24 protein-coding genes are annotated in these 25,982 nt (G+C 51.9%); 21 read left to right on the plus strand and 3 right to left on the minus strand.

The window, feature by feature from the left end:
• Positions 1-90: 90 nt before the first annotated feature.
• The 12 genes from AC07N2_RS07260 to AC07N2_RS07315 all read left to right on the plus strand — a co-directional run bounded on the left by AC07N2_RS07260 (position 91) and on the right by AC07N2_RS07315 (position 11,664).
• Positions 91-1,191, plus strand: a complete 1,101-nt coding sequence (locus AC07N2_RS07260) for an ABC transporter ATP-binding protein (RefSeq protein WP_494777636.1) — start codon at positions 91-93, stop codon at positions 1,189-1,191.
• On the plus strand, positions 1,184-2,110 hold the full coding sequence (locus AC07N2_RS07265) for an ABC transporter permease (RefSeq protein WP_494777637.1): 927 nt from the start codon (positions 1,184-1,186) through the stop codon (positions 2,108-2,110). Before AC07N2_RS07260 ends, AC07N2_RS07265 begins: the two co-directional genes overlap by 8 nt.
• Positions 2,103-2,879, plus strand: a complete 777-nt coding sequence (locus AC07N2_RS07270; protein WP_494777638.1) for an ABC transporter permease — start codon at positions 2,103-2,105, stop codon at positions 2,877-2,879. The genes AC07N2_RS07265 and AC07N2_RS07270 overlap by 8 nt, the downstream gene beginning before the upstream one ends.
• Positions 2,880-2,899: 20 nt before the next feature.
• Entirely contained in the window at positions 2,900-3,961 is a 1,062-nt protein-coding gene (locus tag AC07N2_RS07275; RefSeq protein ID WP_494777639.1) for a polyamine ABC transporter substrate-binding protein, read from the plus strand.
• A 45-nt stretch (positions 3,962-4,006) separates the two neighbouring features.
• A complete protein-coding gene (locus AC07N2_RS07280) occupies positions 4,007-4,291 on the plus strand; it encodes a putative quinol monooxygenase (protein WP_494777640.1) in 285 nt (94 codons plus the stop codon).
• A gap of 107 nt (positions 4,292-4,398) precedes the next feature.
• Complete coding sequence (locus AC07N2_RS07285; RefSeq protein WP_494777641.1) at positions 4,399-4,722, plus strand: FmdB family zinc ribbon protein; 324 nt, start codon at positions 4,399-4,401, stop codon at positions 4,720-4,722.
• A gap of 50 nt (positions 4,723-4,772) precedes the next feature.
• On the plus strand, positions 4,773-5,420 hold the full coding sequence (locus AC07N2_RS07290) for a DUF502 domain-containing protein (protein ID WP_494777642.1): 648 nt from the start codon (positions 4,773-4,775) through the stop codon (positions 5,418-5,420).
• 57 nt (positions 5,421-5,477) lie between these two features.
• Positions 5,478-7,283 carry an aspartate--tRNA ligase gene (gene aspS / locus AC07N2_RS07295; RefSeq protein WP_494777643.1) on the plus strand — a complete coding sequence of 602 codons (1,806 nt, stop codon included), beginning with the start codon at positions 5,478-5,480 and terminating at the stop codon, positions 7,281-7,283.
• 95 nt (positions 7,284-7,378) lie between these two features.
• The gene (gene nudB / locus AC07N2_RS07300; protein ID WP_494777644.1) at positions 7,379-7,891 is read left to right on the plus strand and encodes a dihydroneopterin triphosphate diphosphatase; all 513 of its coding nucleotides are present in this window, start codon (positions 7,379-7,381) and stop codon (positions 7,889-7,891) included.
• Between the two features lie 67 nt (positions 7,892-7,958).
• Positions 7,959-8,753, plus strand: a complete 795-nt coding sequence (locus AC07N2_RS07305; RefSeq protein WP_494777645.1) for an endonuclease/exonuclease/phosphatase family protein — start codon at positions 7,959-7,961, stop codon at positions 8,751-8,753.
• Positions 8,754-8,882: 129 nt separating this feature from the next.
• Positions 8,883-10,049, plus strand: a complete 1,167-nt coding sequence (locus AC07N2_RS07310) for a phospholipase D-like domain-containing protein (protein ID WP_494777646.1) — start codon at positions 8,883-8,885, stop codon at positions 10,047-10,049.
• A gap of 220 nt (positions 10,050-10,269) precedes the next feature.
• Positions 10,270-11,664 carry an MFS transporter gene (locus AC07N2_RS07315; protein ID WP_494777647.1) on the plus strand — a complete coding sequence of 465 codons (1,395 nt, stop codon included), beginning with the start codon at positions 10,270-10,272 and terminating at the stop codon, positions 11,662-11,664.
• A 118-nt stretch (positions 11,665-11,782) separates the two neighbouring features.
• On the opposite strand, the gene AC07N2_RS07320 is transcribed toward AC07N2_RS07315, so the two are convergent.
• Both AC07N2_RS07320 and AC07N2_RS07325 read right to left on the minus strand, forming a co-directional pair.
• On the minus strand, positions 11,783-12,517 hold the full coding sequence (locus AC07N2_RS07320) for an anti-sigma factor (protein WP_494777648.1): 735 nt from the start codon (positions 12,515-12,517) through the stop codon (positions 11,783-11,785).
• Positions 12,514-13,089, minus strand: a complete 576-nt coding sequence (locus AC07N2_RS07325; protein ID WP_494777649.1) for a sigma-70 family RNA polymerase sigma factor — start codon at positions 13,087-13,089, stop codon at positions 12,514-12,516. The genes AC07N2_RS07320 and AC07N2_RS07325 overlap by 4 nt, the downstream gene beginning before the upstream one ends.
• Before the next feature lie 211 nt (positions 13,090-13,300).
• On the opposite strand from AC07N2_RS07325, the gene AC07N2_RS07330 reads away from it, so the two are divergent.
• The 9 genes from AC07N2_RS07330 (at position 13,301) to AC07N2_RS07370 (ending at position 24,916) form a co-directional block, all read left to right on the plus strand.
• Positions 13,301-13,681: an RNA-binding S4 domain-containing protein gene (locus AC07N2_RS07330; RefSeq protein ID WP_494777650.1), complete on the plus strand. Its 381-nt coding sequence runs from the start codon at positions 13,301-13,303 to the stop codon at positions 13,679-13,681.
• An 81-nt stretch (positions 13,682-13,762) separates the two neighbouring features.
• Positions 13,763-15,553, plus strand: a complete 1,791-nt coding sequence (locus tag AC07N2_RS07335; RefSeq protein WP_076593308.1) for an acyl-CoA dehydrogenase C-terminal domain-containing protein — start codon at positions 13,763-13,765, stop codon at positions 15,551-15,553.
• A 63-nt stretch (positions 15,554-15,616) separates the two neighbouring features.
• The gene (locus AC07N2_RS07340) at positions 15,617-18,004 is read left to right on the plus strand and encodes a 3-hydroxyacyl-CoA dehydrogenase/enoyl-CoA hydratase family protein (protein ID WP_494777651.1); all 2,388 of its coding nucleotides are present in this window, start codon (positions 15,617-15,619) and stop codon (positions 18,002-18,004) included.
• Positions 18,005-18,017: 13 nt separating this feature from the next.
• Entirely contained in the window at positions 18,018-19,214 is a 1,197-nt protein-coding gene (locus AC07N2_RS07345) for an acetyl-CoA C-acyltransferase (RefSeq protein WP_494777652.1), read from the plus strand.
• A gap of 589 nt (positions 19,215-19,803) precedes the next feature.
• Positions 19,804-20,982: a porin gene (locus AC07N2_RS07350; RefSeq protein ID WP_494777653.1), complete on the plus strand. Its 1,179-nt coding sequence runs from the start codon at positions 19,804-19,806 to the stop codon at positions 20,980-20,982.
• A gap of 414 nt (positions 20,983-21,396) precedes the next feature.
• A complete protein-coding gene (locus AC07N2_RS07355) occupies positions 21,397-22,344 on the plus strand; it encodes an ABC transporter substrate-binding protein (RefSeq protein ID WP_494777654.1) in 948 nt (315 codons plus the stop codon).
• A 35-nt stretch (positions 22,345-22,379) separates the two neighbouring features.
• Positions 22,380-23,210, plus strand: a complete 831-nt coding sequence (locus AC07N2_RS07360; RefSeq protein ID WP_231949358.1) for an ABC transporter permease — start codon at positions 22,380-22,382, stop codon at positions 23,208-23,210.
• The gene (locus AC07N2_RS07365) at positions 23,203-24,000 is read left to right on the plus strand and encodes an ABC transporter ATP-binding protein (RefSeq protein ID WP_494777655.1); all 798 of its coding nucleotides are present in this window, start codon (positions 23,203-23,205) and stop codon (positions 23,998-24,000) included. The genes AC07N2_RS07360 and AC07N2_RS07365 overlap by 8 nt, the downstream gene beginning before the upstream one ends.
• A gap of 94 nt (positions 24,001-24,094) precedes the next feature.
• Entirely contained in the window at positions 24,095-24,916 is an 822-nt protein-coding gene (locus AC07N2_RS07370) for an alpha/beta hydrolase (RefSeq protein ID WP_494777656.1), read from the plus strand.
• A gap of 16 nt (positions 24,917-24,932) precedes the next feature.
• Here the strand turns inward: AC07N2_RS07370 and AC07N2_RS07375 are convergent, their stop codons facing one another.
• Positions 24,933-25,916 (minus strand): GlxA family transcriptional regulator, encoded by a 984-nt coding sequence (locus AC07N2_RS07375; protein WP_494777657.1) that lies wholly within the window; start codon positions 25,914-25,916, stop codon positions 24,933-24,935.
• Between the last annotated feature and the right edge of the window lie 66 nt (positions 25,917-25,982).

Here is a 25,982-nt window from a genome sequence, read left to right on the forward strand (position 1 = left end):
CTGCCATTTTTAGGACTCAGGCCTGCTATTTGCTACAATTGCCCCGGTTTTTAAATCCCTGTAATCCCTTGCAGCCCGCCCCAGGACAAGATGGCGCTCCTCGAAATTCGTAATCTTACTCGCCGTTTCGGCGATAACACTGTAGTCGACAACATCAGTCTTTCGATTGAGGCTGGCGAGTTCTTCACTCTGCTTGGCCCTTCCGGTTGCGGCAAGACTACGCTCCTGCGCATGATCGCCGGCTTTGATGAGCCGGATGCCGGGCAGATTCTGCTCGATGGCGTCGATTTGACTGGCGTGCCGCCTGAGCAGCGCCCGGTGCGCACCGTATTCCAGAATTACGCTTTGTTCCCACACATGACGGTGGCGGGCAATATCGCCTTTCCATTGGAAATGGCGAAGACGCCGAAAGCCGACATTCAGAAAAAAGTTGATGAAGCGCTGGAAGATGTGCGCTTGCAAGGTTTTGCTGAACGTTATCCGCATGAGTTGTCCGGCGGTCAGCGCCAGCGCGTTTCCATCGCACGTGCGCTGGTGACACGTCCGAAATTGCTGTTGCTGGATGAGCCCTTGTCCGCTCTCGACGCGCAATTGCGCGAACAGATGCAGATCGAGTTGATCAATCTGCAAAAAGAAGTCGGCATTACCTTTATCTACGTCACGCACGATCAGGCGGAAGCACTGGCCTTGTCGCACCGGATTGCGGTGATGAACAAAGGACAGGTCGAGCAGCTTGATGAGCCTACGCGTATTTACAGTTATCCACGCAGCCGTTTTGTGGCGGACTTTATCGGTACCTGCAATCTGTTCGATGGCGTCGTCACACAGATAGACGGCAATATGATGTGGCTGGATGTGCCGGGCATGGGCGCGGTAAAAGCATTTACAGCGCCGGGCGTGGCAGTCGGTAGCAAGGGCACGATCGCCTTACGCCCAGAGAAAACCCAGGTCAGCGCCGAGATCGTGCGTGGCGTGCCGGATGAGAATCACTTTGACGGTTACGTCAAAGAGTTGCTCTATATGGGTGGCGTGACGGTGTATATCGTCGAGACCGAAGGCGGCGTACGTATCGAAACCATGTTGGCCAACTCGGCCATCGGTCGTCCGCGTTTCTTTGAAGTCGGCGATGCAGTCGATGTCGCATGGCGCGTCGATGCCGGCCACTTTTTGCCTGAAGTGACTCATGTCTGAGGAAGTGGCAAAAGCAGCGCGCAGTAATGCGGTTGGCAGCAAGTCAGGACTGGCGCGTTGGTTGATCAGCGGGCCGCCGCTGCTGTATCTCCTGTTCTTCTTTGCAGTGCCGACGCTGATCATGGCGTTTGCGGCATTTCGCTTCCCCGGTGATTACGGTGGACTGGCTCCGTTGTTTGATGAGAGCGGTGCGCTTGATCTGACGCTGGAAAGCTTCACGCCATTTTTCACCGACTTTGTTTACACCGCGATTTTCCTTAAATCGTTTATGTTCGCCATCATCACGACGCTGGTGTGTCTGACGATGGCATATCCATTGGCTTTGTTGATCGCACGCAGCCCACAGAAGTGGCGCAACTTGCTGGTGCTGTTGGTGATCTTGCCGTTCTGGAGCAACTTCCTGATTCGTATTTATGCGTGGATGATTTTGCTGGGCCCGCAATCGGCTTTGACGCGTGGCTTGAACGCTGTGCTAGGCGTGTTTGGGATTGAGCCGGTAACCTTGCTCTATAGCGCGTTCGCCGTGATTGTCGGTCTGGTGTATGTACATTTGCCGTTCATGGTTTTGCCGCTGTACGCGAATCTGGAAAAACACGATCCTGCCTTGCTGGATGCGGCGCAGGATTTGGGTGCAGGTAAATGGCAGACTTTTTGGCGCGTGACGTTTCCGCTCTCGCTGCCGGGTATTTATGCAGGAGCAGCGTTGGTCTTCATTCCGGCACTGGGTATTTTTGCCGTGTCCGATATTCTCGGTGGCACCGGCGGCATCATGATCGGTAATGTCATCAAGCAGCAATTTCTTGATTCACGCGATTGGCCTTTCGGTAGCGTCTTGTCCATCATGTTGACGGTTGCAGCATTGGCAGCGGCCGGTCTTGCCGCTTTGCTGGCGCGTCCGCGCAGGAGGCAACATGCATAAGCGCGGTCATTCGATCTGGCTGACTTTTACAGCGGTGCTGGTCTACGCATTTTTGTATGTGCCACTGGCGATAGTTGTCGTCTACTCCTTCAACGATTCGCGTTTGAATGCGGAATGGGTAGGTTTTACGCTCGATTGGTATCGCAAGCTGTTTGCCAATGAAGAGATGCTGCGCGCGGCTGGCAACTCCCTGATCATTGCGCTGGTTTCCAGTGCGGTATCGACCTTGCTGGGAACAATGGCGGGCTTTGCCTTGCATCGTTACAAAATACGCTTGCTGCAAGTGCTCGTACTGACACCGATTGCGATTCCGGAAATTCTGGTTGGCGTGTCGCTGCTGATTTTCTTCGTGATGCTGAATCTGACTTTGGGCATGCTGTCGATTACCTTGGCGCATATTGCGTTCAGTCTAGGCTTCGTCGCTATTGTGGTACGTTCACGCTTGAGTGGCATGGATGAGAGCCTGACCGAAGCGGCGCGTGATTGCGGTGCAACGCCGTGGCAGGCATTCCGCCGCGTGACTTTGCCTTTGATCATGCCGGGCGTGGTGGCGGGTGCGTTGATGGCGTTCACATTGTCGATTGACGATTTTGTGATTACCTTCTTTACTGCTGGTGCAAATACGTCGACCTTGCCGCTGCAAATCTATTCGATGATCAAGATTGCGGTGACGCCGGAAGTGAATGCCGTATCGACACTGTTGATGGCATTGACCTTGCTTCTGATTGTTGTCGCATCCAAATTGTCGCCGAACGCCTTCCGTTCCTGATTTTTTTCTTTAGGTCTGCCATGAAAAAATTACTCGCCATTCTTGCACTATCGCTGATCGCTGTTTCTGCGCAAGCACAGGGAAAGTTGCATCTGTATAACTGGAATAACTACATCGCGGCAGAAACGGTGCAGCGCTTTGAAGCAGCGTGCAAATGCCAGTTGGTGCAAAGCTACTACGGTGACAATGAAGAGATGCTGGCGAAGCTGGCGGCTGGCGCCAAAGGTTACGATTTGATCGTGCCAACCGGCAATGCCTTGCAATCGCTGATCAAGCAGGGTGCTTTGCAGCCTATCGACAAGAGCAAACTGCCGAATTTCAAGAATCTGAATCCGCAATATCTGAATACCGATTTCGATAAGGGTAATCAATATTCGGTGCCGTATGCGTACACGATCACGCTGCTTGGTTACAACGAGCAAAAGATGAAGGAACTGGGAATTCCAGTCGACAGCTGGGCGGCGATTTTCGATCCGGCGATTCTGGCTAAGATCAAAGGCAAGGTAACAGTGCTGGATTCTGCCAATGAATTGATGGCTGCTGCTTTGAAGTATCTAGGTTACTCAGTCAACGATACCGATGAAAAACACTGGCAGGAAGCCAAGAACGTGATTCTGAAAGCCAAGCCTTACTGGGCTGCATTCAACGGCACTAGCTACATCAAAGGTTTAACGGTGGGCGATATCTGGTTGGTGCATGGTTATTCCAGCGATATTTTCCAGGCGGATCAGGATGCACAGAAAGCTGGTCGTAAATTCCGCATTCGCCACGCCTTGCCGAAAGAAGGTGCTGCAATGTCGCTGGATAGCCTGGTGATTCCTAAAGATGCGCCGCGGCCGGATCTGGCACATCAATTCATCAACCTGATTCTGGATGGCAAGAACTCGGCCGAGTTAACGAACATGATAGGTACCGGTAATCCGAATAGTGCAGCCTTGCCTTACATCAAACCGGAAATCGCCAAGAACAAGGAAATTTTCCCGGACAAGGCGGAAGCGGTCAAACTGGAAATGCTGAAGGATTTGAATAGCAAGCAGCGCCGTGCGCTGAATCGCATCTGGACAGAAATCCGTGCCAAGTGATGTCACGCTTGGTCGGCATGCGATTTTTGCAGGGTTGAAAGTCGTATGCTGAAAGTGATAGCGCAGGATTTTATCCGGCACGAATTTATAGAGACGGTACGCCCCTTGTACCGAGAGTTGATTGAAAAGACGCGGCAAGAGAAGGATTGTATTTCGTACAATCTTTTCATCGATCAAAAAGATCCCGGTCATTTTGTCTTTATCGAAGAGTGGCCAGATCGACAAGCTTTGGATGCGCATTGCCAGACCGAACACTTCCGGCGCCTGGTTCCGCTGATTGATAGTTACCAGCGCCAGGCCGGCACTTTCCTCTTGATGGACGCCTTTTAAGGCGCAAGCGGTATCAGGCGGGGCGTTGCAGTTACAAGTCCTCGGTAAATCGGGGCAGAAAACCTTTATAATTCAGGGTTTTGGATGATTTTTGCGGGAATTTTTTCATGCCGATTTATGCGTACCGCTGTGAAGCGTGTGGTTTTGCCAAAGATGTATTGCAAAAGATGTCTGATCCGGTGCTGACCGATTGCCCGACTTGCGGCAAGGCGACTTTCAAAAAGCAGCTGACAGCAGCTGGCTTTCAGCTCAAGGGCACGGGTTGGTATGTGACTGATTTCCGTGGTGGACAGGGCGGTACGACTGCGCCAGCCGTTTCCACTACTGCTGCCAGCGATGCGCCTGCGGCCAAGTCCGAAAGTGCTGCCGCACCAAGTGCGCCACCTGTTGCAGCGCCTGCTGCTAGTTCAGCAAGCAAGTCTGACTCTTGATGAATTCTTCGCGCCGGAACTATCCGGCGTGATTCTTACGGTAGAAAATCATGCGTAAATATTTTGTTACCGGCTTACTGATACTTGTCCCACTTGCGATTACCTTGTGGGTGTTGAACCTGATCGTCGGTACGATGGATCAGTCTCTGCTGCTGTTGCCGGCACGCTGGCGGCCGGAAGCATTGTTCGGTTTTGCCATTCCTGGTCTTGGCACGATTTTGACGCTGCTGATCATTTTCCTGACGGGTTTGGCGACACGTAACTTCATTGGTAATCGTGTAGTGGCGTTGTGGGAATCGATCTTGCGCCGTATCCCGGTGTTCAATACGATTTACTCCAGCGTCAAACAAGTTTCGGACACCCTGTTTTCCTCGTCCGGCAATGCCTTCCGTAAAGCCTTGCTGATTGAGTATCCGCGCAAGGGCGCGTGGACTATTGCCTTCATGACCGGCGTGCCGGGCGGCGACGTGCGTAACCATTTAGTAGGCGACTATGTCAGCGTGTATGTGCCGACTACGCCGAATCCGACTTCGGGTTTCTTCCTGATGGTGCCACGCGCAGAAACAGTAGAACTCGATATGAATGTCGATGAAGCATTGAAATACATCGTCTCTATGGGCGTCGTTACTCCGGAACACTTTGAAAAGAAAGTCATCGTTGATCCGAATCAAGTGCAAGCGAACGATACCCAACAATAATTAACGATCGCGTACTACAGCGATTGCATCAAAAGAACCTGAAACTGGAAATTCACTATGTCAATGCGAACTCATTACTGCGGCCTTACCTCCGAAGCACTTCTTGATCAAACCGTTAGCCTGTGCGGCTGGGTACATCGTCGTCGCGATCACGGCGGCGTGATCTTTATCGATTTGCGTGACCGCGAAGGCCTGGTCCAAGTTGTTTGCGATCCTGATCGCGTTGATGTATTCAAAGTTGCAGAAGCCGTGCGTAATGAATTCTGCTTGCGCATCACCGGTGTCGTACGTAACCGCCCTGATGGCACCAGCAACAGCAACCTGACTTCAGGCAAGATCGAAGTATTGGCGCATGAAGTCGAAGTGCTGAACGCATCTGTCACGCCGCCATTCCAGTTGGATGACGACAATCTGTCGGAAACTACACGCCTGACACATCGCGTGCTGGATCTGCGTCGTCCGCAAATGCAAAACAATCTGCGTCTGCGTTACAAGGTCACGATGGAAGTGCGCAAGTTCCTCGATGCGCAAGGCTTCATCGATATCGAAACACCGATGTTGACCAAATCGACGCCAGAAGGCGCGCGCGATTATCTGGTGCCATCGCGTGTGAACGCTGGTCACTTCTTCGCGTTGCCGCAATCGCCGCAATTGTTCAAGCAATTGCTGATGGTTGCCAACTTCGATCGTTACTATCAAATTACCAAATGCTTCCGCGACGAAGATCTGCGCGCTGATCGTCAGCCTGAATTTACCCAGATCGATTGCGAAACATCGTTCATGAATGAACAGGAAATCCGTGATCTGTTCGAAGGCATGATTCGCCTGGTCTTCAAGAACTGCCTCGACGTTGAATTGCCTAACCCATTCCCTGTGATGGATTACGCAACCGCGATGGGTATGTACGGTTCAGACAAACCAGATATGCGCGTCAAGCTCGAGTTCACCGACCTGACCAGCATCATGAAAGATGTTGAGTTCAAAGTATTCTCCGGCGCAGCCAATATGGAAAACGGTCGCGTGGTTGGTTTGCGCGTACCAGGCGGCGGCGCAATGCCACGTTCCGAGATCGATGCTTACACCCAGTTCGTCGCGATCTACGGCGCCAAAGGTCTGGCTTACATCAAGGTCAACGAGAAGGCCAAAGGCCGTGACGGCTTGCAATCGCCTATCGTCAAAAATATTCATGACGAAGCATTGGCAAAAATCATTGAAGCAACCGGCGCGCAAGACGGCGATCTGATTTTCTTCGGTGCCGACAAAGCAAAAATCGTCAATGATGCTATCGGTGCTTTACGCGTCAAAGTTGGCCACAGCGATTTCGGCAAGAAGAATGGTTTGTTCGACGACGAATGGCGTCCATTGTGGGTAGTCGACTTCCCTATGTTCGAATACGACGAAGACAACCAACGCTGGTCGGCAACCCATCACCCATTCACTGCGCCTAAAGACGGCCATGAAGACTTGATGGAAACCAATCCAGGCAAATGTATTTCCAAAGCCTACGATATGGTCTTGAACGGTTGGGAATTGGGCGGCGGTTCGGTTCGTATTCACCGTGCTGATGTGCAAAGCAAAGTATTCCGTGCATTGAAGATCGGTGCAGAAGAAGCGCAACTCAAGTTCGGCTTCCTGCTCGACGCATTGCAATACGGCGCGCCACCACATGGTGGTCTGGCATTCGGCCTGGATCGTATCGTCACCATGATGACCGGTGCAGAATCGATCCGCGACGTGATTGCCTTCCCGAAAACACAACGTGCGCAATGTTTGTTGACGCAAGCGCCGTCGGAAGTGGACGAAAAGCAATTGCGCGAATTGCACATTCGTTTGCGCAATGTCGAACCTGCTGTGAAAGCATAAAGTCGTTTTTACGGCATAATCAAAAGGCGCGGAATTCCGCGCCTTTTTTCATTTCCATTCCTGTATCGTTTGCCGTTTGAAAGAAACGATTTGCAATGACTGTGTCTTACAAAATTCCTGAATCCGTATTGGTTGTCATCCATACCGCCAATCTGGATGTATTGTTGATAGAACGCGCGGATAAGCCCGGATTCTGGCAGTCTGTGACGGGTTCCAAGGATGTGGCAGACGAGCTTTTGCTGGAAACGGCGATACGGGAAGTGGGCGAAGAAACTGGGATTGTTGTACAGAATCTATCTACACCAGCAACATCGTCGCCCCAACAAGGTGCGTTGTCATCGTCAGTTCCATTGGAAAATCTGCAGGATTGGCAACTTTCCAATGTTTATGACATCTATCCGGTGTGGCGGCATCGTTATGCGCCCGGCGTGACGCAAAATACCGAGCATGTATTCGGCTTGCAGGTGCCGCGCGATATACCGATAGTATTGGCGCCGCGTGAGCATTTGAACTTTGTATGGCTGCCGCACAGAGAGGCGGCAGATAAGTGTTTTTCATCATCGAATGCCGAAGCGATTTTGCAGTTACCGAGGTACCGCAAGCTTTGACCCAGATTGTTTTTCATCTGATGGATGCCGATTCTGATTTTATTTAGTAGTTAGGCCATACAACAGCATGAAACTTCGCATTACGACTTACAACATTCACAAGGGAGTGTCTTCCTTTGGCCGTCGCTCGCGCGTCCATGCCTTGAAGCAGGCGATCAGTGCAATGCAATCGGATGTCTTGTTTCTGCAAGAAGTGCAGGGGCGACACGATTTGTATGCCTTGAAGCACGCGACCGATTGGCCTGAGCTGTCGCAGCAGGATTTTCTGGCTGGCGATTCGCACGAATGCGCGTATGGCATGAATGCGGTGTATGACCACGGTCATCACGGCAATGCCTTGCTCAGTTGCTTCCCGATTCTGTCATCGCATAATCAGAATATTTCTGATCACAAGTACGAGTCGCGCGGCATCTTGCATTGCGTGGTGCGCGCGCCGGAAGCGGACGTGCATTGTTTTGTGATTCATCTGGGCTTGTTTGCCGGTAGCAGAAAACGTCAGACCGATGCCTTGATCGATGCCGTGTCCAGTTCGACTCCTCCTGATGCGCCGCTGATCATCGCTGGCGATTTCAACGATTGGGGCAATCACTTGAGTGCAGAGTTGCGTGCACGCCTGGGTGTGACGGAAGTGTTTGATGAGAATCTTTCACGACGCGGCTTTGGCACTTATTTGCGTCAATTGAGCGGGCGCGGTCCCAAGATACAACCTGCACGTACCTTTCCAGCGGCTATGCCATTTCTGCAACTGGATCGGATTTATGTGCGCGGTTTCAAAGTAGAATCAGCGGAAGTCTTGCATGGTGCGATGTGGGCCAAGTTGTCTGACCATGCGCCCATCGTTGCGACCTTGGAGCTGAAGTAGGATATGGTTGAATAGGCCGTCGATAGAACGGCAAGCGCGTCTTGAAGATGTAGGCGTGCTTTAGAAAACAGTTGGCACAGGTAACGCCTGCGTATCCGACGCACCATTCATAGCAAGGCATTCCCATTTATGCGTCCAGTCAGTTTTGTCGGTAATAACGATATCCAGCTCCTGCACTGTGGCGGAGAGTATTTTCCTGCGCTGATCAAAGCCTTTGATGCAGCCGTGCAGGAAATTTATCTCGAGACGTATATTTTCGCGGCTGACGATACGGCCAATGAGATCAAGGCAGCACTGGCACGCGCGGCACAACGTGGCGTGATCGTGAATGTGCTGACTGATTGGCTGGGGACTGGCAATAAAGAATCTGCATTATTGCAGCGCGAATTTCAAAAGCTGGGTATAGAGCATCGCAGCTTTAATCCCTTGTTTATCCGTGGCATCGCCCGCATGCATAGAAAAGTCTGCGTAGTGGATAGGCTGGAAGCTTTTCTTGGCGGATTGAATATCGTTGACGATATGCACGATGATGGCGATGTGAATATTGCACTGCCGGCACCGCGCTGGGATTTTGCCGTACGTATTACTGGTCCTTTGGTTGCCAACATACATTGGGATGTGGCGGTACATTGGGCGCGCCTCGGTAGTCTGAGTTGGCGTACGCGTTGGGCGACGTTCAAAGAGCAGCGTCAGCGTCATCCTGACGATACGCGCGAACCTATGGTGGCGGGTCTGGTGATGCGCGACAACTTGCGTAATCGCCGCACGATACAAGCTGCATATCTGAAAGCTTTGGGTAGTGCGCGTCATTCTGCGTTACTGGCCAATCCTTACTTTGCGCCTGGGCGTAAATTGCGTAACGGTCTGGCGTCTGCTGCTAGGCGCGGCGTTGATGTCACGCTCTTGTTGGGGATAGGGCACTACCGTTTTCAGGATGTGGTGGCGCGTTCCTTTTATCGCGGATTATTGAAGGCAGGCGTCAAGATAGTTGAATATCGCAAGACGCATCTGCATGGCAAGGTGGCAGTGATTGACGACACCTGGGCTACCGTTGGTTCGAGCAATTGCGATGGCTTCAGCCTGTTCCTGAATCAGGAAGCCAATGTAGTGGTGCTCGATACCGAGTTCGCACAAAACCTGCGCGCGCATATAGAACAGGGCATAGTCGATGGCGTGGCGATGAACTGGGACGAGTACGCCAACATTCCTCTGTACAAGCGCATCTTTTATCGCTTCTCCTATTTCATTTACAAAAACCTCATGCGTGTAATGACCTGGGGGAAATCGAACGAATAGTTCGAATGATGGTTTCTCACTTCGTTTAAATTTCTTTCCATTTCTTTTCGTGCTGTCTGGTTTTTCAGGCCGTGGATTGCGGCAAAGACCATCGCCGACGTGCGATTGAAAATAGATTTAAACTACTAAGTCTTAAGTGGCGCTGATAGGCATTGAAGAAGTAAATCAATGTTGTCGGCGCCACAATTATTTCGACGTCCGATAAGCGGGTTGGATAAAAATGGTCAAGCAGAATGGCGATGTTGTGAATCGGGATGCAATAGAGAGTGACGGCTTGCCAATTGCCGAGCGACGATGGGCGATAGTCTCGGTCGCTATTGGTGTCGCCATGGCATCGCTGGATACGGCGATTGCCAATACGGCTTTGCCGGCGATGGCCAGTCAGTTGGGGACTACGCCTGCTGACTCTGTCTGGATCGTGAATATTTATCAACTCGCGATGGTGGCGACCTTGTTGCCTTTTGCCGCGCTGGGTGAAATTCTGGGTTATCGCCGCGTGTGTATTTTCGGTTTGCTGCTCTTCACCCTGGCGTCCTTGGCTTGCGCTTACGCATGGTCATTGCCGACTTTGGTCATTGCACGCTTTTGCCAAGGTGTGGGTGCCAGCGCCATCATGGGTGTTAATACAGCCTTGTTGCGCTCGATTTATCCGGCCAAGATGCTGGGCCGCGGCTTGGGTACGAATGCATTGGTGGTGGCGGTAGCGTTCGCAATCGGGCCGACTGCTGCATCCTTGATCCTGTCAGTGGCACCTTGGCCATGGCTGTTTGCGATTAATGTGCCGCTGGGTCTGCTTGCATTCTTCCTGGCGCGTAGAGTCTTGCCGCATACGCAGCGCGCGACACATAAATTCGATTTCTTGACGGCACTCTACAACGTGGGTGCCTTCGGTTTGTTGATACTTGCGATCGGCGAGGGCGCACATTTGAGTGATGCCAGAACAGTTGCGCTGGAAGTCGTGGGCGCCTTGATTTTCTTTGCTCTGCTATTGCATAGACAAAGAGGTCATAGTGCACCGATGTTACCGGTCGATTTGTTCCGTCGTCCGCTGTTTGCACTTTCTTCATTTACGGCGGTGTGTACTTTTGCGACGCAAAGTCTGGCCTTCGTTTCTTTGCCATTTTATTTTGAAGCAGTGCTGGGTCGTTCTGCGGTGGAGACAGGATTCCTGATTACGCCATGGGCGGTACTGGTTGGCATCATGGCGCCGATTGCGGGACGCCTGAGTGATCATTATCCGCCGGGCATGTTGGGTGGAATTGGCTTGTCGGCATTGTCGGCCGGCATGATCTCGCTGGTTCTGATCTCGCCCGATGCAACGACCTTCGATATTTGCTGGCGTATGGCCGTGTGCGGTATCGGTTTTGGTTTCTTCCAAGCGCCGAATCTGCGCGCGATCATGAGTAGCGCGCCGCCTGCGCGTGGTGGCAGTGCGAGCGGTGTGGTGGCTACTTCACGTTTGATAGGTCAGGCTTCAGGTGCCGCATTGGCGGCATTTTGCTTTACCATTTCCCAAGCGCATGGTGAAACTCTGGCCTTGGGTTTGGGCGCTGGTTTCGCTGCCATTGCGAGTATTGCGAGTTTCTCGCGTTTGTTTGTGAAGCCGGTTCCATAACCCAACGTGTCGTCATGATCTTGCAAGCGTGATCAAGATTTCCGCTGAGACGAGTGCAAAATAAAAGAGCGTATGCATCGCCTGTTATCGCGATACATACGCTTTTTTTTTCATCTATCTAGATGTTCAGCCAAGCACCTTTGAAGACGATAGGTCCGGTTGGACCGTTCGGATTAGGTGAGCCGCCTTTGGGTTCCAGTGTGACGGCCAGCAAAGGTATGGTTTCCGGCGTTGTGCCTTCAGGCAGTGGCAATGTGATGCTGCCATCGCTTGCGATCAAGCCGAGCGAGCGTGGCGGACCTTCTTTAGGTACGGCCCATAGTTCCAGACTCTTGTTGGCGGCTATCGTTTGCTGTTTCACGAGCTTGATCACCATTTTCTTGTGAGCAGCATCGCCGGTTACCAGCGCAATTGCTTGTGCTTTATCATCAGCCAGCATGGCGACATAGGTCGGTGCTGCCGGTGGTGTAATTTCTGGCTGTTTAGTGAGCAAGACGGCGATCAAGATGGTGGCAAGTGCAGTCGATGCCATGCCGAGGCCGCGCCAGAAACTTAAATCCTCGCGTAAATTCAGCCAGAAGGATTTTTTGCTCTGGTGCTCTGTTTTTTGCAATCCGATTTTTTTCGAAATGGCACGCCATACTTCCGGCGATGGATGTGCTTGCACGGCAAATTCGGACATTGGATTCAGTCTATCCTGCCATTCTGTAATGGCGAATCTGAGCGCGGCATCTTCATCCAGCCATGATTCGAGCCGACGACGTGCGCCACCCTTTAATGTGCCGAGTGCATATTCGGCTGCGAGCATTTCGCGCAGCCTTGCATTGTGTCGGACGTTCTGCCGAATACTCATACGCCCTCCAGTTTGGTCAGGCACAGGCGCAGACGTTCCAGTCCGCGCCGTACCCAGGTTTTGACGGTGCCGATGGGCAATGCCAATTGTGTGGCGACTTCGCTATGCGACAAGTCGTGATAAAACGCCAATGCAATTGCTTGCCTGTGCATGCTTTCCAGTTTGGCGAAACAGCGTGCCAAGGCTTTCGACTCATCTGATATCTGCAATGCTTCGATCGGAGTTGGATCGATGCTTTCCAATGCGTCCATCACTTCCTTGTCAAAATTGTCCGCATCAATTTCGACTGCGCCATCCAGACGGCGCAAGGCATCGAAAGCCTTGTTGCGCACGATTGTTGTCATCCAGGTCATTGGTGCTGCCAGACCAGCTTGATAGCTGGCGGCATTGTTCCAGATGCTGATGAAGCTTTCCTGTATGACGTCTTCTGCTAGTTCGCGCTTAACTAATATACGCAGCGCGAAGCCAAACAGTTTCGAGGATGTTGCATCGTAGAGTGAACGGAAGGCGTCGCCATCCTTGCGGGCAGTTGCTGCCAGCCATGTTTTGAGTTGGCGCGTGTCGGTTGTCAATTTTTGCTTCCTTTCAAGACTTTGAATCTGGAAGGTGATGGCGCATTGATAACGTTTCTGGCTTGCATTTTAATCATGCGTAAAACGCAGATTACTCCATGACAGCTGGCTGTACGTATTTTTCAGCCATAGTTGATTTTATTGCCAGCGCCCGGCGCCGTGACTTTTTGCATAGAATGGTGTTTTCCCATTGAGTTAATAATCGGTCTTCATGGCTATAGAAAATGTTCGTATCGATAAGTGGTTATGGGCAGCGCGATTCTTTAAAACGCGCACTCTGGCGACCGATGCGGTCGATAACGGCAAGGTAAAACTGGACCGGGATCGCATCAAGCCGGCGCGCAACGTTAAATGTGGCGATGTTTTGCAGATCGATAATGGCGCAACCGAGTGGGAAGTGCTTGTACAGGCTTTGTCGGATGTACGCGGCTCGGCCGAGATGGCCCAGAAGCTGTATGTGGAAACGGAGCAAAGTCTGGCCAAACGGCAGCAGGAAGCGGAGAAACGAAAATTCTTCAAGGAGCCGGGTTTGACAATCAAGGGGCGACCGACCAAACGCGATCGACGCCTGCTGGACAAGACGAATCAATAGTTTGAGAAGGGCGGAGCCAAAGCCGCTGTCATGCGCTAGTATTCAACTAGCAAGTCAATAATCAGCCGCGAGGAGACATAGATGGGTCAATACATTGCACCGTTACGTGATATGCAATTTGTGCTGCACGAATTACTACATGTCGAAGATGAGTTGAAGGTTTTACCCAAGCATGCGGACATCGATGCCGACATCATCAACCAGGTGCTGGAAGAAGGTGGCAAGTTCACTTCAGAAGTCTTGTTCCCGCTGAACCATACCGGCGACCGCGAAGGTTGCAAGCTCGATACCGCCACGCACGAAGTTACCCCGCCCAAAGGATTCAAAGCCGCCTACGAGCAATATGTAGCTGCCGGCTGGCCATCGCTGACCTGCGACCCCGAATACGGCGGCCAGGGCTTGCCTATGGTCTTGCAGAATTCGTTCTATGAAATGCTGAACTCGTCGAACCAGGCCTGGACCATGTATCCGGGTTTGTCGCACGGCGCGTATGAGTGCCTGTATGCACACGGCACCGAACAGCAAAAAGCGCTGTACCTGCCTAAGCTGGTTTCTGGCGAATGGACCGGCACCATGTGTTTGACCGAGGCACAATGCGGTACCGATCTCGGCCTGTTGCGCTCCAAGGCTGAACCGCAGGCGGATGGTTCTTACAAAATCACTGGTAGCAAAATATTCATCTCGGCCGGCGAACACGATATGGCCGCCAACATCTTGCATCTGGTGCTGGCACGTTTGCCGGATGCACCGGAAGGTACCAAAGGTATCTCACTCTTCATCGTGCCCAAATTTCTGCCGGATGCCGATGGCAAGTTGGGTGCGCGCAATCCTATTTTCTGTGGTGCGCTGGAAGAGAAGATGGGCATCCACGGCAATGCTACCTGCCAGATGAATATCGACGGTGCGACCGGTTGGTTGATCGGTGAGCCGAACAAGGGCTTGAACGCGATGTTCGTCATGATGAATGCAGCGCGCCTTGGTGTCGGCATGCAATCGCTGGGTTTGACGGAAGTCGCGTATCAGAATGCCTTGATCTACGCGAAGGATCGCCTGCAAATGCGCAGCTTGACTGGTCCTAAGGCAACTAACAAACCGGCTGATCCCATCATCGTGCATCCAGATGTACGTCGCATGTTGTTGACGGCCAAAGCCTATGCCGAAGGCGGTCGCGCGTTCAGCTCTTACGTTGCGCTGCAGATCGACAAGGAATTGAATCATCCTGATCCTGCAGTACGTGCTGAAGCAGTCGATGAAGTCGCGCTGCTGACGCCTATCATCAAAGCCTTCCTCACCGACAACGGCTGGATATCCACTTCAGAAGCGATGCAGGTGTACGGCGGCCACGGCTTCATCTCCGAATGGGGTATGGAGCAATACGTACGCGATTCGCGCATCAACATGATTTACGAAGGCACTAACACCATCCAGTCGCTGGATTTGCTGGGCCGGAAAATCCTGATGGATAACGGCGCCAAGTTGCGTAAATTTGGCGCGAAGATACAAGCGTTCGTTGAAGAAAATGGCACCGATGAAGCGATGTCAGAATTCATTACGCCGCTGGCTGATCTGGCCGACAAGGTCACCAAGTTGACGATGGAAATTGGCATGAAGGCTTTCCAGAATCCGGATGAAGTCGGTGCCGCAGCCGTGCCATATCTGCGCGTGGCCGGACATCTGGTCTATGCCTACTTCTTCGCGCAGATGGCAAAGATTGCACTAGCGAAGCAGGACGACAGCGATCCATTCTACAAATCAAAACTGGGCACTGCGCGCTTCTATTTCGCGCGACTGTTGCCGGAAACCGCGATGCTGATCCGTCAGGCGCGTTCCGGTTCGGCTAGCTTGATGGCATTGGATGCCGAATTGTTTTGAGCTTGAAACAAACACATTGCGATTAAAACGAAGCGTACGCATCACTCATTGAGAGGTTTAGGTATGTCAAATTTCATCGTCAAGAAAGTCGCTGTATTGGGCGCTGGCGTGATGGGCGCACAAATTGCCGCGCATTGCGTCAACGCCAAAGTGCCGGTCGTATTGTTCGACCTGCCAGCCAAAGACGGCAACAAGAATGGCATCGTATTGCGTGCCATCGAGAATCTGAAAAAACTCAGCCCTGCGCCGTTGGCCAATGTCGATTACGCGGCATTGATAGAAGTGGCGAATTACGAAGATGATCTGGAAAAACTGAAAGAGTGCGATCTGATCATCGAAGCCATTGCCGAGCGTATGGACTGGAAGCATGATCTGTATAAAAAGGTCGCGCCGCATATCGGTGCCCATGCGATCTTTGCATCGAATACATCGGGCTTGTCGATTACGGAATTGTCGAATGGTTTCGATGCGAATTTGAAAGCGCATTTCTGCGGCGTGCATTTCTTCAATCCGCCACGTTATATGCATCTGGTGGAATTGATTCCTACCGTTGCAACCAAGCCTGAAATTCTGGATCAACTGGAAGGCTTCCTCACCTCGACCTTGGGCAAAGGCGTAGTACGTGCCTTCGATACACCTAACTTCATTGCCAACCGTGTCGGTATCTTCGGCATGCTGGCAACCATGCACGAGGCAGAGAAGTTCGGCCTTGCCGTCGATGTCGTGGATGACCTGACCGGTAGTAAATTAGGTCGTGCCAAATCAGGCACTTTCCGTACCGCTGATGTGGTCGGTTTGGATACGATGGCGCATGTGATCACGACGATGCAGAACACACTGCAGAACGATCCGTTCTTTCCTGTGTATAAAACACCAGACGTCCTCACCAAGCTGATAGGCGGTGGTGCACTCGGTCAAAAAGCCGGTGCCGGTTTCTATAAAAAAGTCGGCAAGGATATTTTGCGCATTGATCCGACCAAGGCTGATTACGTCACTGGCGGTGGCAAGGCAGACGATCTGGTTGCGCGCATTCTGAAAGAAAAAGATCCGGCCAAGCGCATGAAGGCGCTGCATGATTCGACCAACCCGCAAGCACAATTCCTGTGGGCGATCTTCCGCGATGCTTTCCACTACATCGCAGTGCATCTGGAATCGATAGCTGACAATGCGCGTGATGTCGATTTCGCTTTGCGTTGGGGTTTCGGCTGGAACAACGGTCCGTTTGAAACCTGGCAAGCTGCAGGCTGGCAGCAAATCGCAACCTGGGTCAAAGAAGATATTGATGCAGGCAAGGCGCTCAGCAATGCACCATTGCCAGCCTGGGTCTTCGATGGACGTGATGGCGTGCATGCAGCTGACGGTTCATGGTCGCCTAAGCAAAAGAAAAACATCCCGCGTTCTAATCTACCTGTCTATCAACGTCAGGTCTTCCGTGCTGCATTGCTTGGTGATCAAGGTACAAACGGTCGCACGGCTGGTACGACAGTCTTTGAAGATGAATCGGTACGCATCTGGCATCAGGATGATGAAGTGTTGATTCTGTCCTTCAAGACCAAGATGCATGTGATCGGTGCTGGCGTGACAGCAGGCATCAAGCAAGCGATAGACGAAGCAGAAAAGAATTACAAAGGTCTGGTGATTTGGCACGCAGATGCTGCCGAAGGCGGCGCGTTCTCGGCTGGTGCTGACTTGCAATCGATGCTGCCACTCTTCATGTCCGGTGGCGTCAAGGCGATCGAGCCGGAAGTCGTCAAATTGCAGCAAGCACATCAGGCATTGAAGTATGCGAATGTACCGGTAGTCGCAGCAGTCGCGGGTCTTGCACTCGGTGGCGGTTGCGAATTATTGCTGCACGCAGCCAAACGTGTTGCATCGATAGAGTCGTATATCGGTCTGGTTGAAGTTGGCGTCGGTTTGATCCCGGCCGGTGGTGGTCTGAAGGAAGCGGCAGCACGTGCGGCCAACGATGCACGCGGCAATGACATCCTGCAGTTCCTGAAAAACTATTATATGAATGCGGCCACCGCAGCCGTTTCGCGTTCCGCACTGGAAGCGCAAACCATGGGCTACCTGAAGAGCGATGACATCATCGTCTTCAATGCTTATGAATTGCTGCATATCGCGAAGACACAGGCGCGTGCGATGTTCGATGCTGGTTACCGTGCTCCGCGTAAAGCCTTGGTGCCAGTGACCGGTAAATACGGCCTGGCGACTATAGGTGCGCAGCTATTGAATATGCGTGACGGTGGTTTTATTTCTGCGCATGACTACAAGCTCGGCATGATGATCGCAGAAGTGGTGACAGGCGGTGAAGTGGAGCAAGGCAGTCTGGTCGATGAACAATGGCTGCTCGATCATGAGCGCAAGGCGTTTATGGAACTGCTGAACAATCCGAAAACCCAGGAACGCATCATGGGCATGATGCAGACCGGTAAACCAGTGCGTAACTGATCAGGAGCAGAAGATGAGCAAACAACTTCAAGATGCCTACATCGTTGCAGCGACACGTACGCCTATCGGCAAGGCGCCGCGCGGGATGTTCAAGAATACGCGGCCGGATGATTTGCTGGTGCATGCATTGCAATCGGCTTTGGCGCAAGTGCCTTCCCTTGATCCGAATCTGATCGAGGATGCGATAGTCGGCTGTTCCTTCCCGGAAGCAGAGCAGGGCTTGAATATGGCGCGCATGGCCGTGCTGTTGGCAGGCTTGCCGAAGACAGTTGGTGGCGTGACCGTCAATCGTTATTGCGCTTCCGGCCTGACCGCGATTGCAATGGCAGCGGATCGTATTCGTGTCGGCGAAGCTGATGTGATGATCGCCGCTGGTGCCGAGTCTATGTCCATGGTGCCTATGATGGGTCACCATCCTGCGATGAATATGGGTATCTTCAAGGAAGAGAACATCGGCATGGCGTACGGCATGGGCCTGACTGCCGAGCGGGTCGCTACGCAATGGAAGGTGACGCGTGAGGCGCAGGATCAGTTTGCGCTGAATTCACACCTGAAAGCATTAGCGGCGCAGCAAAGCGGTGAATTCAATAATGAAATGACGGCGGTCGAGATCGTCGAACGTTTCCCTAATCTTTCGAGCGGGCAGATCGATGTCACTACGCGTCTTGTGAATATGGATGAAGGTGCGCGTGCCGACACCAATCTCGAAGCGCTAGGCAAACTGCGTCCGGTGTTTTCACCGAAAGGTTCGGTCACCGCAGGCAACAGCTCGCAAACCTCCGATGGTGCAGGCGCGCTGATTCTGGTCAGTGAAAAAATCCTCAAGCAATTCAACCTGACACCGCTGGCGCGCTTTGTCTCATTTGCTGTTCGTGGCGTGCCGCCGGAAATCATGGGCATAGGGCCGAAGGAAGCGATTCCTGCTGCTTTATGCGCAGCCGGGCTGAAGCAGGATCAGATGGACTGGATAGAATTGAATGAAGCCTTCGCAGCGCAAGCATTGGCAGTGATTCAGGATCTTGGCTTGGATCCGTCCAAGGTTAATCCTATGGGCGGTGCGATAGCTTTGGGTCATCCGCTGGGAGCAACTGGTGCGATCCGTTCCGCTACTGTCGTGCATGCCTTGCGTCGCAAAAATTTGAAGTACGGCATGGTGACGATGTGCGTGGGTACAGGTATGGGCGCGGCAGGGATTTTTGAAAAAATGTAGTTGGCGCCTTATCTAATAAGAAGCCGCATGACCGTTGGTCTTGCGGCTTTTTTTTATTTAATCGATTGATGCTTTAAACACGCCATTTCGCAAGTCAAAAGTTCTCAGACGCAGTGATTAGCACATACCTTTAGTCAATATCTTCAGTTTTTCTTTACGTGACATGATCGTCAGAAATCATGTTTTTCGTGAAATATCCATCAATCATTTAGCTTCTTGATCACGATGTAGTTCGTGTGAGCTTGGATTTCATATTCCTTCAACATTGCCCTTTATTTGTAACTCTCCGCACAACTATGTGGCATACCTCTTAATAAATTCATGTGATTTTCACCAAAATCGAGACTGATTTTCAGTTTCATCCGTACACGCCGCTTGGCACGATAACTGCTATGTCAGTTTGAAAAGAGACTTGCAGTATGTCTCTTTTTAATAATGATTAATGTGGTATGCCACCTAAATTGTTGGTGGTCGCTGAATACCATTTTTCATCGAGCGTCGTTTCGCCTCTTGGGCAAAACGTGGAGAGTAATTCTATGCCCGTCCTTTAATACAGCAATAACGCTGTTCATCTTTTAGGGAGTTTCCAATGAAGTTAATAAAACATGCTGCCATAGGCAGCGTGCTAGGCCTTGTCGCGTCTGCATTTTCAATGAATGCCTTTGCGCAAAGCAATGTACAAGTTGGCGGTATGGTGGATGTCTACGCTGGTTCCATCAAGCGCAGCGGTGATGCTGCGAGCACATCAGTGGTCAATAGCAGTGGCATGCAAACCTCATGGTGGGGTTTCAAAGGTACTGAAGAACTTGGCGGTGGCTTGCAAGCGCAGTTCGCACTGACTGGTTTTTTTCGTCCTGATGTTGGCGGTATGGGGCGTAACAATACGGACACCATGTTCGCGAGAGATGCCAACGTAGGACTTTCAGGCTCATTTGGTCGTGTGTCATTGGGACGTGATCTTGCACCTAACTTCGTCCCTACACTGACTTTCAATCCATTCGGTTCTTCATTCGCTTTTTCACCGCTAGGCTTGCATACACAGACTTCTTCAAGTCGCTATCGTGGCCAAGCCTGGTCAGCGACTGTTTCTGGTGATACAGCTTGGAGTAATGAGATCATGTACGTTACGCCGCAACTCGGTGGATTTACCACCAGCTTGTTCTTGCAGCTTGGCGAGCAGGCAGGGAAGTCGGGCAAGAATAATTACGGCGTGAATACCATGTATGCAAAAGGGCCGCTCTCGTTCGGCGGCTATTTTCAGTCTGTCAAAGTAAGCAATCCGGTTGATTCCGTTATCACTGGCGATTCACGGGTCTTCACATTTACGCCTTACAACCAAGTGACCGGAGCGACATATACCTTGGCTGCGTCCAAGAATGACACCTGGTTTGTTGGTGGCGCTTATGACATGCAATTCATGAAGCTGTTTGGGACGTTGAATTATTCGACGACTAAATTGATTGGTGCTGCCGACGACAGTAAATACGATTTGAAATCGAATACGGTTCAATTGGGCGTTAGCGTGCCTGTAGGTAAAGGTTCTGTATTGGCCTCCTGGGCGCGAACCAATGTCAAAGCAGAGGGTGATTTCACTGCGGTGCTGGGAAGCTCAGACGTAAGGTCGTCTATCGTGCGCAATACAGCCTCGCTGGGATATGACTACTTCCTCTCCAAGCGCACTGATGTGTATACCGTTGCCAGTTATGACAAGCTGACAGATCAAGCTAGTGGTATCAGCTTTGGCGTAGGTATTCGCCAGCGCTTCTAATGTATATCTCGGGGCAGTGCAGTCGTGCTGCTCCGATGATTGCTCTCTTAAGTATCTATAAAAAATTTGGCCGAGCACTCCAATAAAGTTTTTCATGGGGTGCTCGCGTCAAATTATTCCAAGTGACATTGAGTCGATTACTCCAGTCTTACTCATTTATTCAACTGCCATCAATGTAATGCACTCAAGTGGTGCGATTGCGCACCAGTGCGACACGATGCGCTTTCATTCAGCACACAGCTAGGTTTCAGTCTTGCGGTGGTCAGCATTTTGTTAATCAATCGTACAAGAAACGTAGTGGCACAGACCTTGCTATGACGTAGTTAAGCTTGTACACAAGAAGGTATTCTAATTACCGATCTGGTGTTGGCAGGTCGAACGTGAGCTTACTCGTCAACTTTAAAAGGATCAGCCATGCACTCTCGCAGAAAATTTATTGCCACCCTGATTGCCGCATCGTTTGCATACGCTGCAGGCTCTACATCAGCATTGGCCGCGGATCAGGTGATTCGTGTTGGTACGCTCAAACTGATGCACGGCATCACGCCTTACTTCTACGACAAGTTCACGCCACCGGGCTACAAGATAGAAGTGATTCCATTCGAGACGCCGACTGATGGCAAGAATGCAGTCGCGACCAAGTCTGTCGATTTCGGTACTTATGGCTTGGCAGCGGCAACGCTGGGTGCAGCAGCCGGTGAACCTATTGTGATTGTCGCGGCGCAATGCAATCGCGGCATGGCAGTGGTGGCACGTGCTGATAGCAAGATTGCTTCTATCAAGGATTTGAAAGGCCACCGTGTTGGCATACTGCCTGGTTCTACACAGGAAGTCGTGATTCTCGATCGCTTGAAACAAGAGGGTATGACGGTCAAGGACATCACGCCGGTACGCGTGTCCTTCAGCGAAATGGCATCCGCACTTGAGCGCGGCGATATCGATGCCTTCGTCGGTGCAGAACCTGGTCCATCGATCAGCGTCAGCCGCGGCATCGGCAAGATCGTCGAGTATCCGTATTCAACACCAACCGGCACCGTCAACATGGTTATGACTACGCATGCCGACAACATCAAGAACAAGCAGGAGTTGATCAAGGTGTTCTTGAAGATCCATCGTCAGGCAACCGAATACGCGATGGCGAATCGTGCTGCCTTTGTATCCATGACAGAGCAGAAACTGGGTCTGCCGGCCAAAGTAGCGGAACTGGCAGCGCCTAACGTTGAGTTGACTTGGAAGCTGGACGACGAATGGATCAAACGCGCCAAGTACTACGGTTCGCAAATGCTGGATAAAAAGCAGATCCGCCAATTGCCTGACTACGGCACTTTCATTGATGCCAGCTTCATTCAACAAATCAAGTAAGCAAGTTAAGTAAGCATTATCTGGAAGGATTTATCGTGGAACAAACCGTCGAGTTACCAATGAAAATTGTCAGGCCGGATGTGTGGCCGCGCATCAAGCGTTGGCTGACTCCATTGATCGTGCCGCTGCTGCTGTTAGTGGGATGGCATTTTGGTGTGAAGCTGTCCGGTACGCGGCTCATTCCTTTGCCGAAGGAAGTTGGCCTGATGTTGTACGACTTCGCATTTGGCGGTATCTACGATGATGCTTTCAGTGCAACGCTGCCATTGCATCTGTGGAAATCGGTCACGCGTGTCTACGGTGGTTTCTTCGCTGCCGCGCTGGTCGGTATTCCACTCGGCTTGCTGATTGGTCGCATCAAGGTGATCCGCGATTTGTTTGATCCAACCTTGCAGTTGTTGCGCCCAGTGCCGGTGACGGCGTGGTTGCCGCTGTCGATGATTTTCTTCGGCATCGGCCCTAATGCTGCGATCTTCCTGGTGTTCCTCGGCGCGTTTTATCCGATTGTGTTCAACACAACGTTTGGCGTGAAGGCAGTTGATAACCGTTTGTTTGAAGCGGCACTGATGCTGGGTTGTAATGGTTCGTCCTTGTTCCGTCAGGTGGTGTTGCCGGCTGCGATGCCATCCATCTTGAATGGCTTGCGTCTCGGTCACGGCTTCGCCTGGATCTTGATCGTGGTGGGTGAAATGACCGGTGTGCCGGAAGGTTTGGGCGCAGTGATCATGGATGGTCGCATGTTGTCGCGTACTGATCTGGTGATCGCCGGCATGGTTGTGATCGGCATTGTCGGTTACAGCACGGATCGCATACTGGTTGCTATCAATAACTACTTACTCAAATGGAGCCCGCAACATCATGTCTGATACTTACTCCGAACGTCGCCCGCTGCCAGCGATAGATATCAAAGGCGTCAGCAAGGTTTTCTCTATCGGTGGACAAACCGTGCAGGCATTGCGCGAAGTGAATCTGACTATCAACAAGGGTGAATTCGTTTGTCTGATCGGTGCCTCCGGTTGCGGTAAATCGACACTGCTGCGCATCATGGCCGGCTTTGAAACAACGTCGTCAGGCAGCGCCAATATGTATGGCATGCCTATCGATGGACCTAGTCCTGAGCGCGGCATGGTGTTTCAGGATTACGGTCTGTTCCCGTGGCTGACGGTGAAGGAAAACATCGGCTTCGGTCAACGTCAACGCAATCTGCCGAAAGCCAAGCTGGAAGAAGTTTCTGCGTATTACACCGACATGGTTGGTCTGACCAAGTTCGCCAATTACTATCCGGGACAATTGTCCGGTGGCATGAAGCAGCGTGTCGCGATTGCGCGTGTGCTGGCCAATGATTGCGAAGTGTTGTTGATGGATGAACCTTTTGGCGCACTCGATGCTTTAACGCGTGAAAAGCTGCAGCAGGATTTGCTGGAAATCTGGGCGCGCACCAAAGTCACCGTCGTCTTCGTTACACATGCAGTAGAAGAAGCGGTGATGTTGTCGGATCGCGTAGTCGTGATGACCGCTGGCCCTGGTCGGATTGAAGAAGACATCAAGCTCGAGCTGGCACGTCCACGCGATATCACTGCGGTTCAATTCAATGAGATACGTCGCGATATCACGCAATACCTGACCAGCCATGTGTCGAGCAAGGTCGCTGCATGAGTTTTGTTTGACATGCCCGCAGGTGAGAATTCACGCTACCATTGCACAGGATTCCCACCTTCGCGGGAATAACAGCCTGATTGAATAGGAAAGCATGACACCGATTTATCGCGGGATGGATCAGGCAGCGCTGGACGCTGGTTACAACAACTCTTTGGCAGTGGCGAATAGCAGTGCGCTGTTGCAGGATTTTGATCAGCGTAGTGCGGCCTTGCGTGCCGAGTACGGCAGTCATCTGGATTTACGTTATGGTCAGGCAGAGCGTAATCGCATCGATTACTTTGCCGGCGACCAGCCGGGGCCTTTGCTGGTTTTCATTCACGGTGGTTACTGGCAAATGCGTGCGAAGGAGACTTTTAGTTTTCTGGCAGCGGGGCCTTTGGCACACGGCATGCATGTGGCCTTGGTTGGTTATACGTTGGCACCGGATGCGTCTTTGACAGAAATCGTGAGTGAAGTACGCGCATCGATTGCATGGCTGAAAAATCATGCTGCCGATTTTGGCGGTGATCCGAATCGGATGATTGTGTCGGGCTGGTCTGCCGGTGGTCATTTAACGGCGATGTGTATGGATGAGCCAGGTGTCATCGGTGGCGTAGCGATCAGCGGGATTTATGATCTGGCGCCGGTGCGTCTTTGCTACCTGAACAATAAGCTGCAATTGAGCGATGATGAAGTACAGTCGCTCAGTCCCTTGTCTTTACCTTTGAGCTTGCATCCGCTGGTCTTGATGTACGGCTCCGACGAGCTACCCGAGTTGCAAAGACAATCGGAGCAGTTCGGCGCAGCGCGTAGCGGCTTGCCTGGCAAGTTGGTGCCGCTGGCACAGCGCAATCACTTTACGATCTTGAATGAGTTGGCGGCACCTGACGGTGCAATTACGCGCGAAGTCTGTGCGCTGGCCGGTATCAAGTAGATACTGCCATTTCGTTTTATGAACGTTGTACCGGCTCTTCTGAATGGAAGCGTTGCCGGTAATCGGCAGGACTGATACCTAATCGTTTGGAAAAAATGCGGCGCAATGTGGCGGCGTTGGTGAGACCACAACGACGTGCGATGTCACTCAAGCCGAGATCAGTCGCTTCCAGATAACGACGTGCCGCATCGATGCGCGCATCGTTGACGAAGTTCATCAGCGTCAAACCTGTCTCTTGCTTGAAGATGCGCGAAAGATTGCGTGCGCTCATCTGCATGGCTTCGGCGATGCTTAGCAAGGTATGTTCGACTTCCAGATTGTCGAGTACATAGCTTTGTACTGCAGCGACCGGTGAATCGTTTTCTACCTGTACTTCCAGCAGCGGGCTGAATTGCGATTGGCCGCCTGCGCGTCGCAAATAGACGATCAAATATTTGGCGACATCAAGCGCCATCTGCTTGCCGAAATCTTCTTCTATTAATGCCAGCGACAGATCGATGCCGGCCGTCACGCCTGCCGTGGTGTAGAGCGCATCATCCTTGACGTAAATGCGATCCGGTTCCACCTTGGCCTTGCGGAACATGCTGGCCAGACGCGCTGCATCCATCCAGTGTGTAGTCACGGTTTTGCCATTGATCATGCCGGCAGCACCGAGCGCGAATACGCCGTTGCAGATGGCACCTATGCGGCGGCAGCTTTCGTCTTGTGCGGCCAGCCAGTCGGTCAGTGTGGTGTCTTCCAGTATGTCGAACACGCCGAGCCCGCCTGGTACGATCAACGTATCGAAGTGAGGGCAGGGATCGAAGATGGTGCGATCCGGCATGATCGTCAATCCGCTGGATGACTGTATCGGTCCGCGTGTGGTCGCGATGGTCAGAATTTCATATTCACAGTTACCGCCGCTGAGTATTTTTACTTCGGCAAAGGCATCGCTGGGTGCTGCAATATCCAGCATCTGGAAGCGTGGGAAAACGACGAGGCCGACGGTTATTTTGCGCATGAGGAATGGTGAACAGAATACGTATGAATGGCGGGAATTAAATATCTGTGCAAATCATACCTGATG

It is taken from the genome of Herminiimonas sp. GW821-FHT09C12, from assembly GCF_059416385.1.

Excerpts from the sequence above, each read along its gene's own strand:
- AC07N2_RS07370 (WP_494777656.1), top strand. The coding sequence starts at position 24,095 with ATGACACCGATTTATCGCGGGATGGATCAGGCAGCGCTGGACGCTGGT.
- AC07N2_RS07330 (WP_494777650.1), top strand. The coding sequence starts at position 13,301 with ATGGCTATAGAAAATGTTCGTATCGATAAGTGGTTATGGGCAGCGCGA.
- AC07N2_RS07340 (WP_494777651.1), top strand. The coding sequence starts at position 15,617 with ATGTCAAATTTCATCGTCAAGAAAGTCGCTGTATTGGGCGCTGGCGTG.
- AC07N2_RS07290 (WP_494777642.1), top strand. The coding sequence starts at position 4,773 with ATGCGTAAATATTTTGTTACCGGCTTACTGATACTTGTCCCACTTGCG.
- AC07N2_RS07265 (WP_494777637.1), top strand. The coding sequence starts at position 1,184 with ATGTCTGAGGAAGTGGCAAAAGCAGCGCGCAGTAATGCGGTTGGCAGC.
- AC07N2_RS07375 (WP_494777657.1), bottom strand. The coding sequence starts at position 25,916 with ATGCGCAAAATAACCGTCGGCCTCGTCGTTTTCCCACGCTTCCAGATG.
- AC07N2_RS07320 (WP_494777648.1), bottom strand. The coding sequence starts at position 12,517 with ATGAGTATTCGGCAGAACGTCCGACACAATGCAAGGCTGCGCGAAATG.
- aspS (WP_494777643.1), top strand. The coding sequence starts at position 5,478 with ATGTCAATGCGAACTCATTACTGCGGCCTTACCTCCGAAGCACTTCTT.
- AC07N2_RS07345 (WP_494777652.1), top strand. The coding sequence starts at position 18,018 with ATGAGCAAACAACTTCAAGATGCCTACATCGTTGCAGCGACACGTACG.
- AC07N2_RS07280 (WP_494777640.1), top strand. The coding sequence starts at position 4,007 with ATGCTGAAAGTGATAGCGCAGGATTTTATCCGGCACGAATTTATAGAG.
- AC07N2_RS07335 (WP_076593308.1), top strand. The coding sequence starts at position 13,763 with ATGGGTCAATACATTGCACCGTTACGTGATATGCAATTTGTGCTGCAC.
- AC07N2_RS07275 (WP_494777639.1), top strand. The coding sequence starts at position 2,900 with ATGAAAAAATTACTCGCCATTCTTGCACTATCGCTGATCGCTGTTTCT.
- nudB (WP_494777644.1), top strand. The coding sequence starts at position 7,379 with ATGACTGTGTCTTACAAAATTCCTGAATCCGTATTGGTTGTCATCCAT.
- AC07N2_RS07270 (WP_494777638.1), top strand. The coding sequence starts at position 2,103 with ATGCATAAGCGCGGTCATTCGATCTGGCTGACTTTTACAGCGGTGCTG.
- AC07N2_RS07310 (WP_494777646.1), top strand. The coding sequence starts at position 8,883 with ATGCGTCCAGTCAGTTTTGTCGGTAATAACGATATCCAGCTCCTGCAC.
- AC07N2_RS07285 (WP_494777641.1), top strand. The coding sequence starts at position 4,399 with ATGCCGATTTATGCGTACCGCTGTGAAGCGTGTGGTTTTGCCAAAGAT.
- AC07N2_RS07260 (WP_494777636.1), top strand. The coding sequence starts at position 91 with ATGGCGCTCCTCGAAATTCGTAATCTTACTCGCCGTTTCGGCGATAAC.
- AC07N2_RS07305 (WP_494777645.1), top strand. The coding sequence starts at position 7,959 with ATGAAACTTCGCATTACGACTTACAACATTCACAAGGGAGTGTCTTCC.
- AC07N2_RS07350 (WP_494777653.1), top strand. The coding sequence starts at position 19,804 with ATGAAGTTAATAAAACATGCTGCCATAGGCAGCGTGCTAGGCCTTGTC.
- AC07N2_RS07365 (WP_494777655.1), top strand. The coding sequence starts at position 23,203 with ATGTCTGATACTTACTCCGAACGTCGCCCGCTGCCAGCGATAGATATC.
- AC07N2_RS07355 (WP_494777654.1), top strand. The coding sequence starts at position 21,397 with ATGCACTCTCGCAGAAAATTTATTGCCACCCTGATTGCCGCATCGTTT.
- AC07N2_RS07315 (WP_494777647.1), top strand. The coding sequence starts at position 10,270 with ATGGTCAAGCAGAATGGCGATGTTGTGAATCGGGATGCAATAGAGAGT.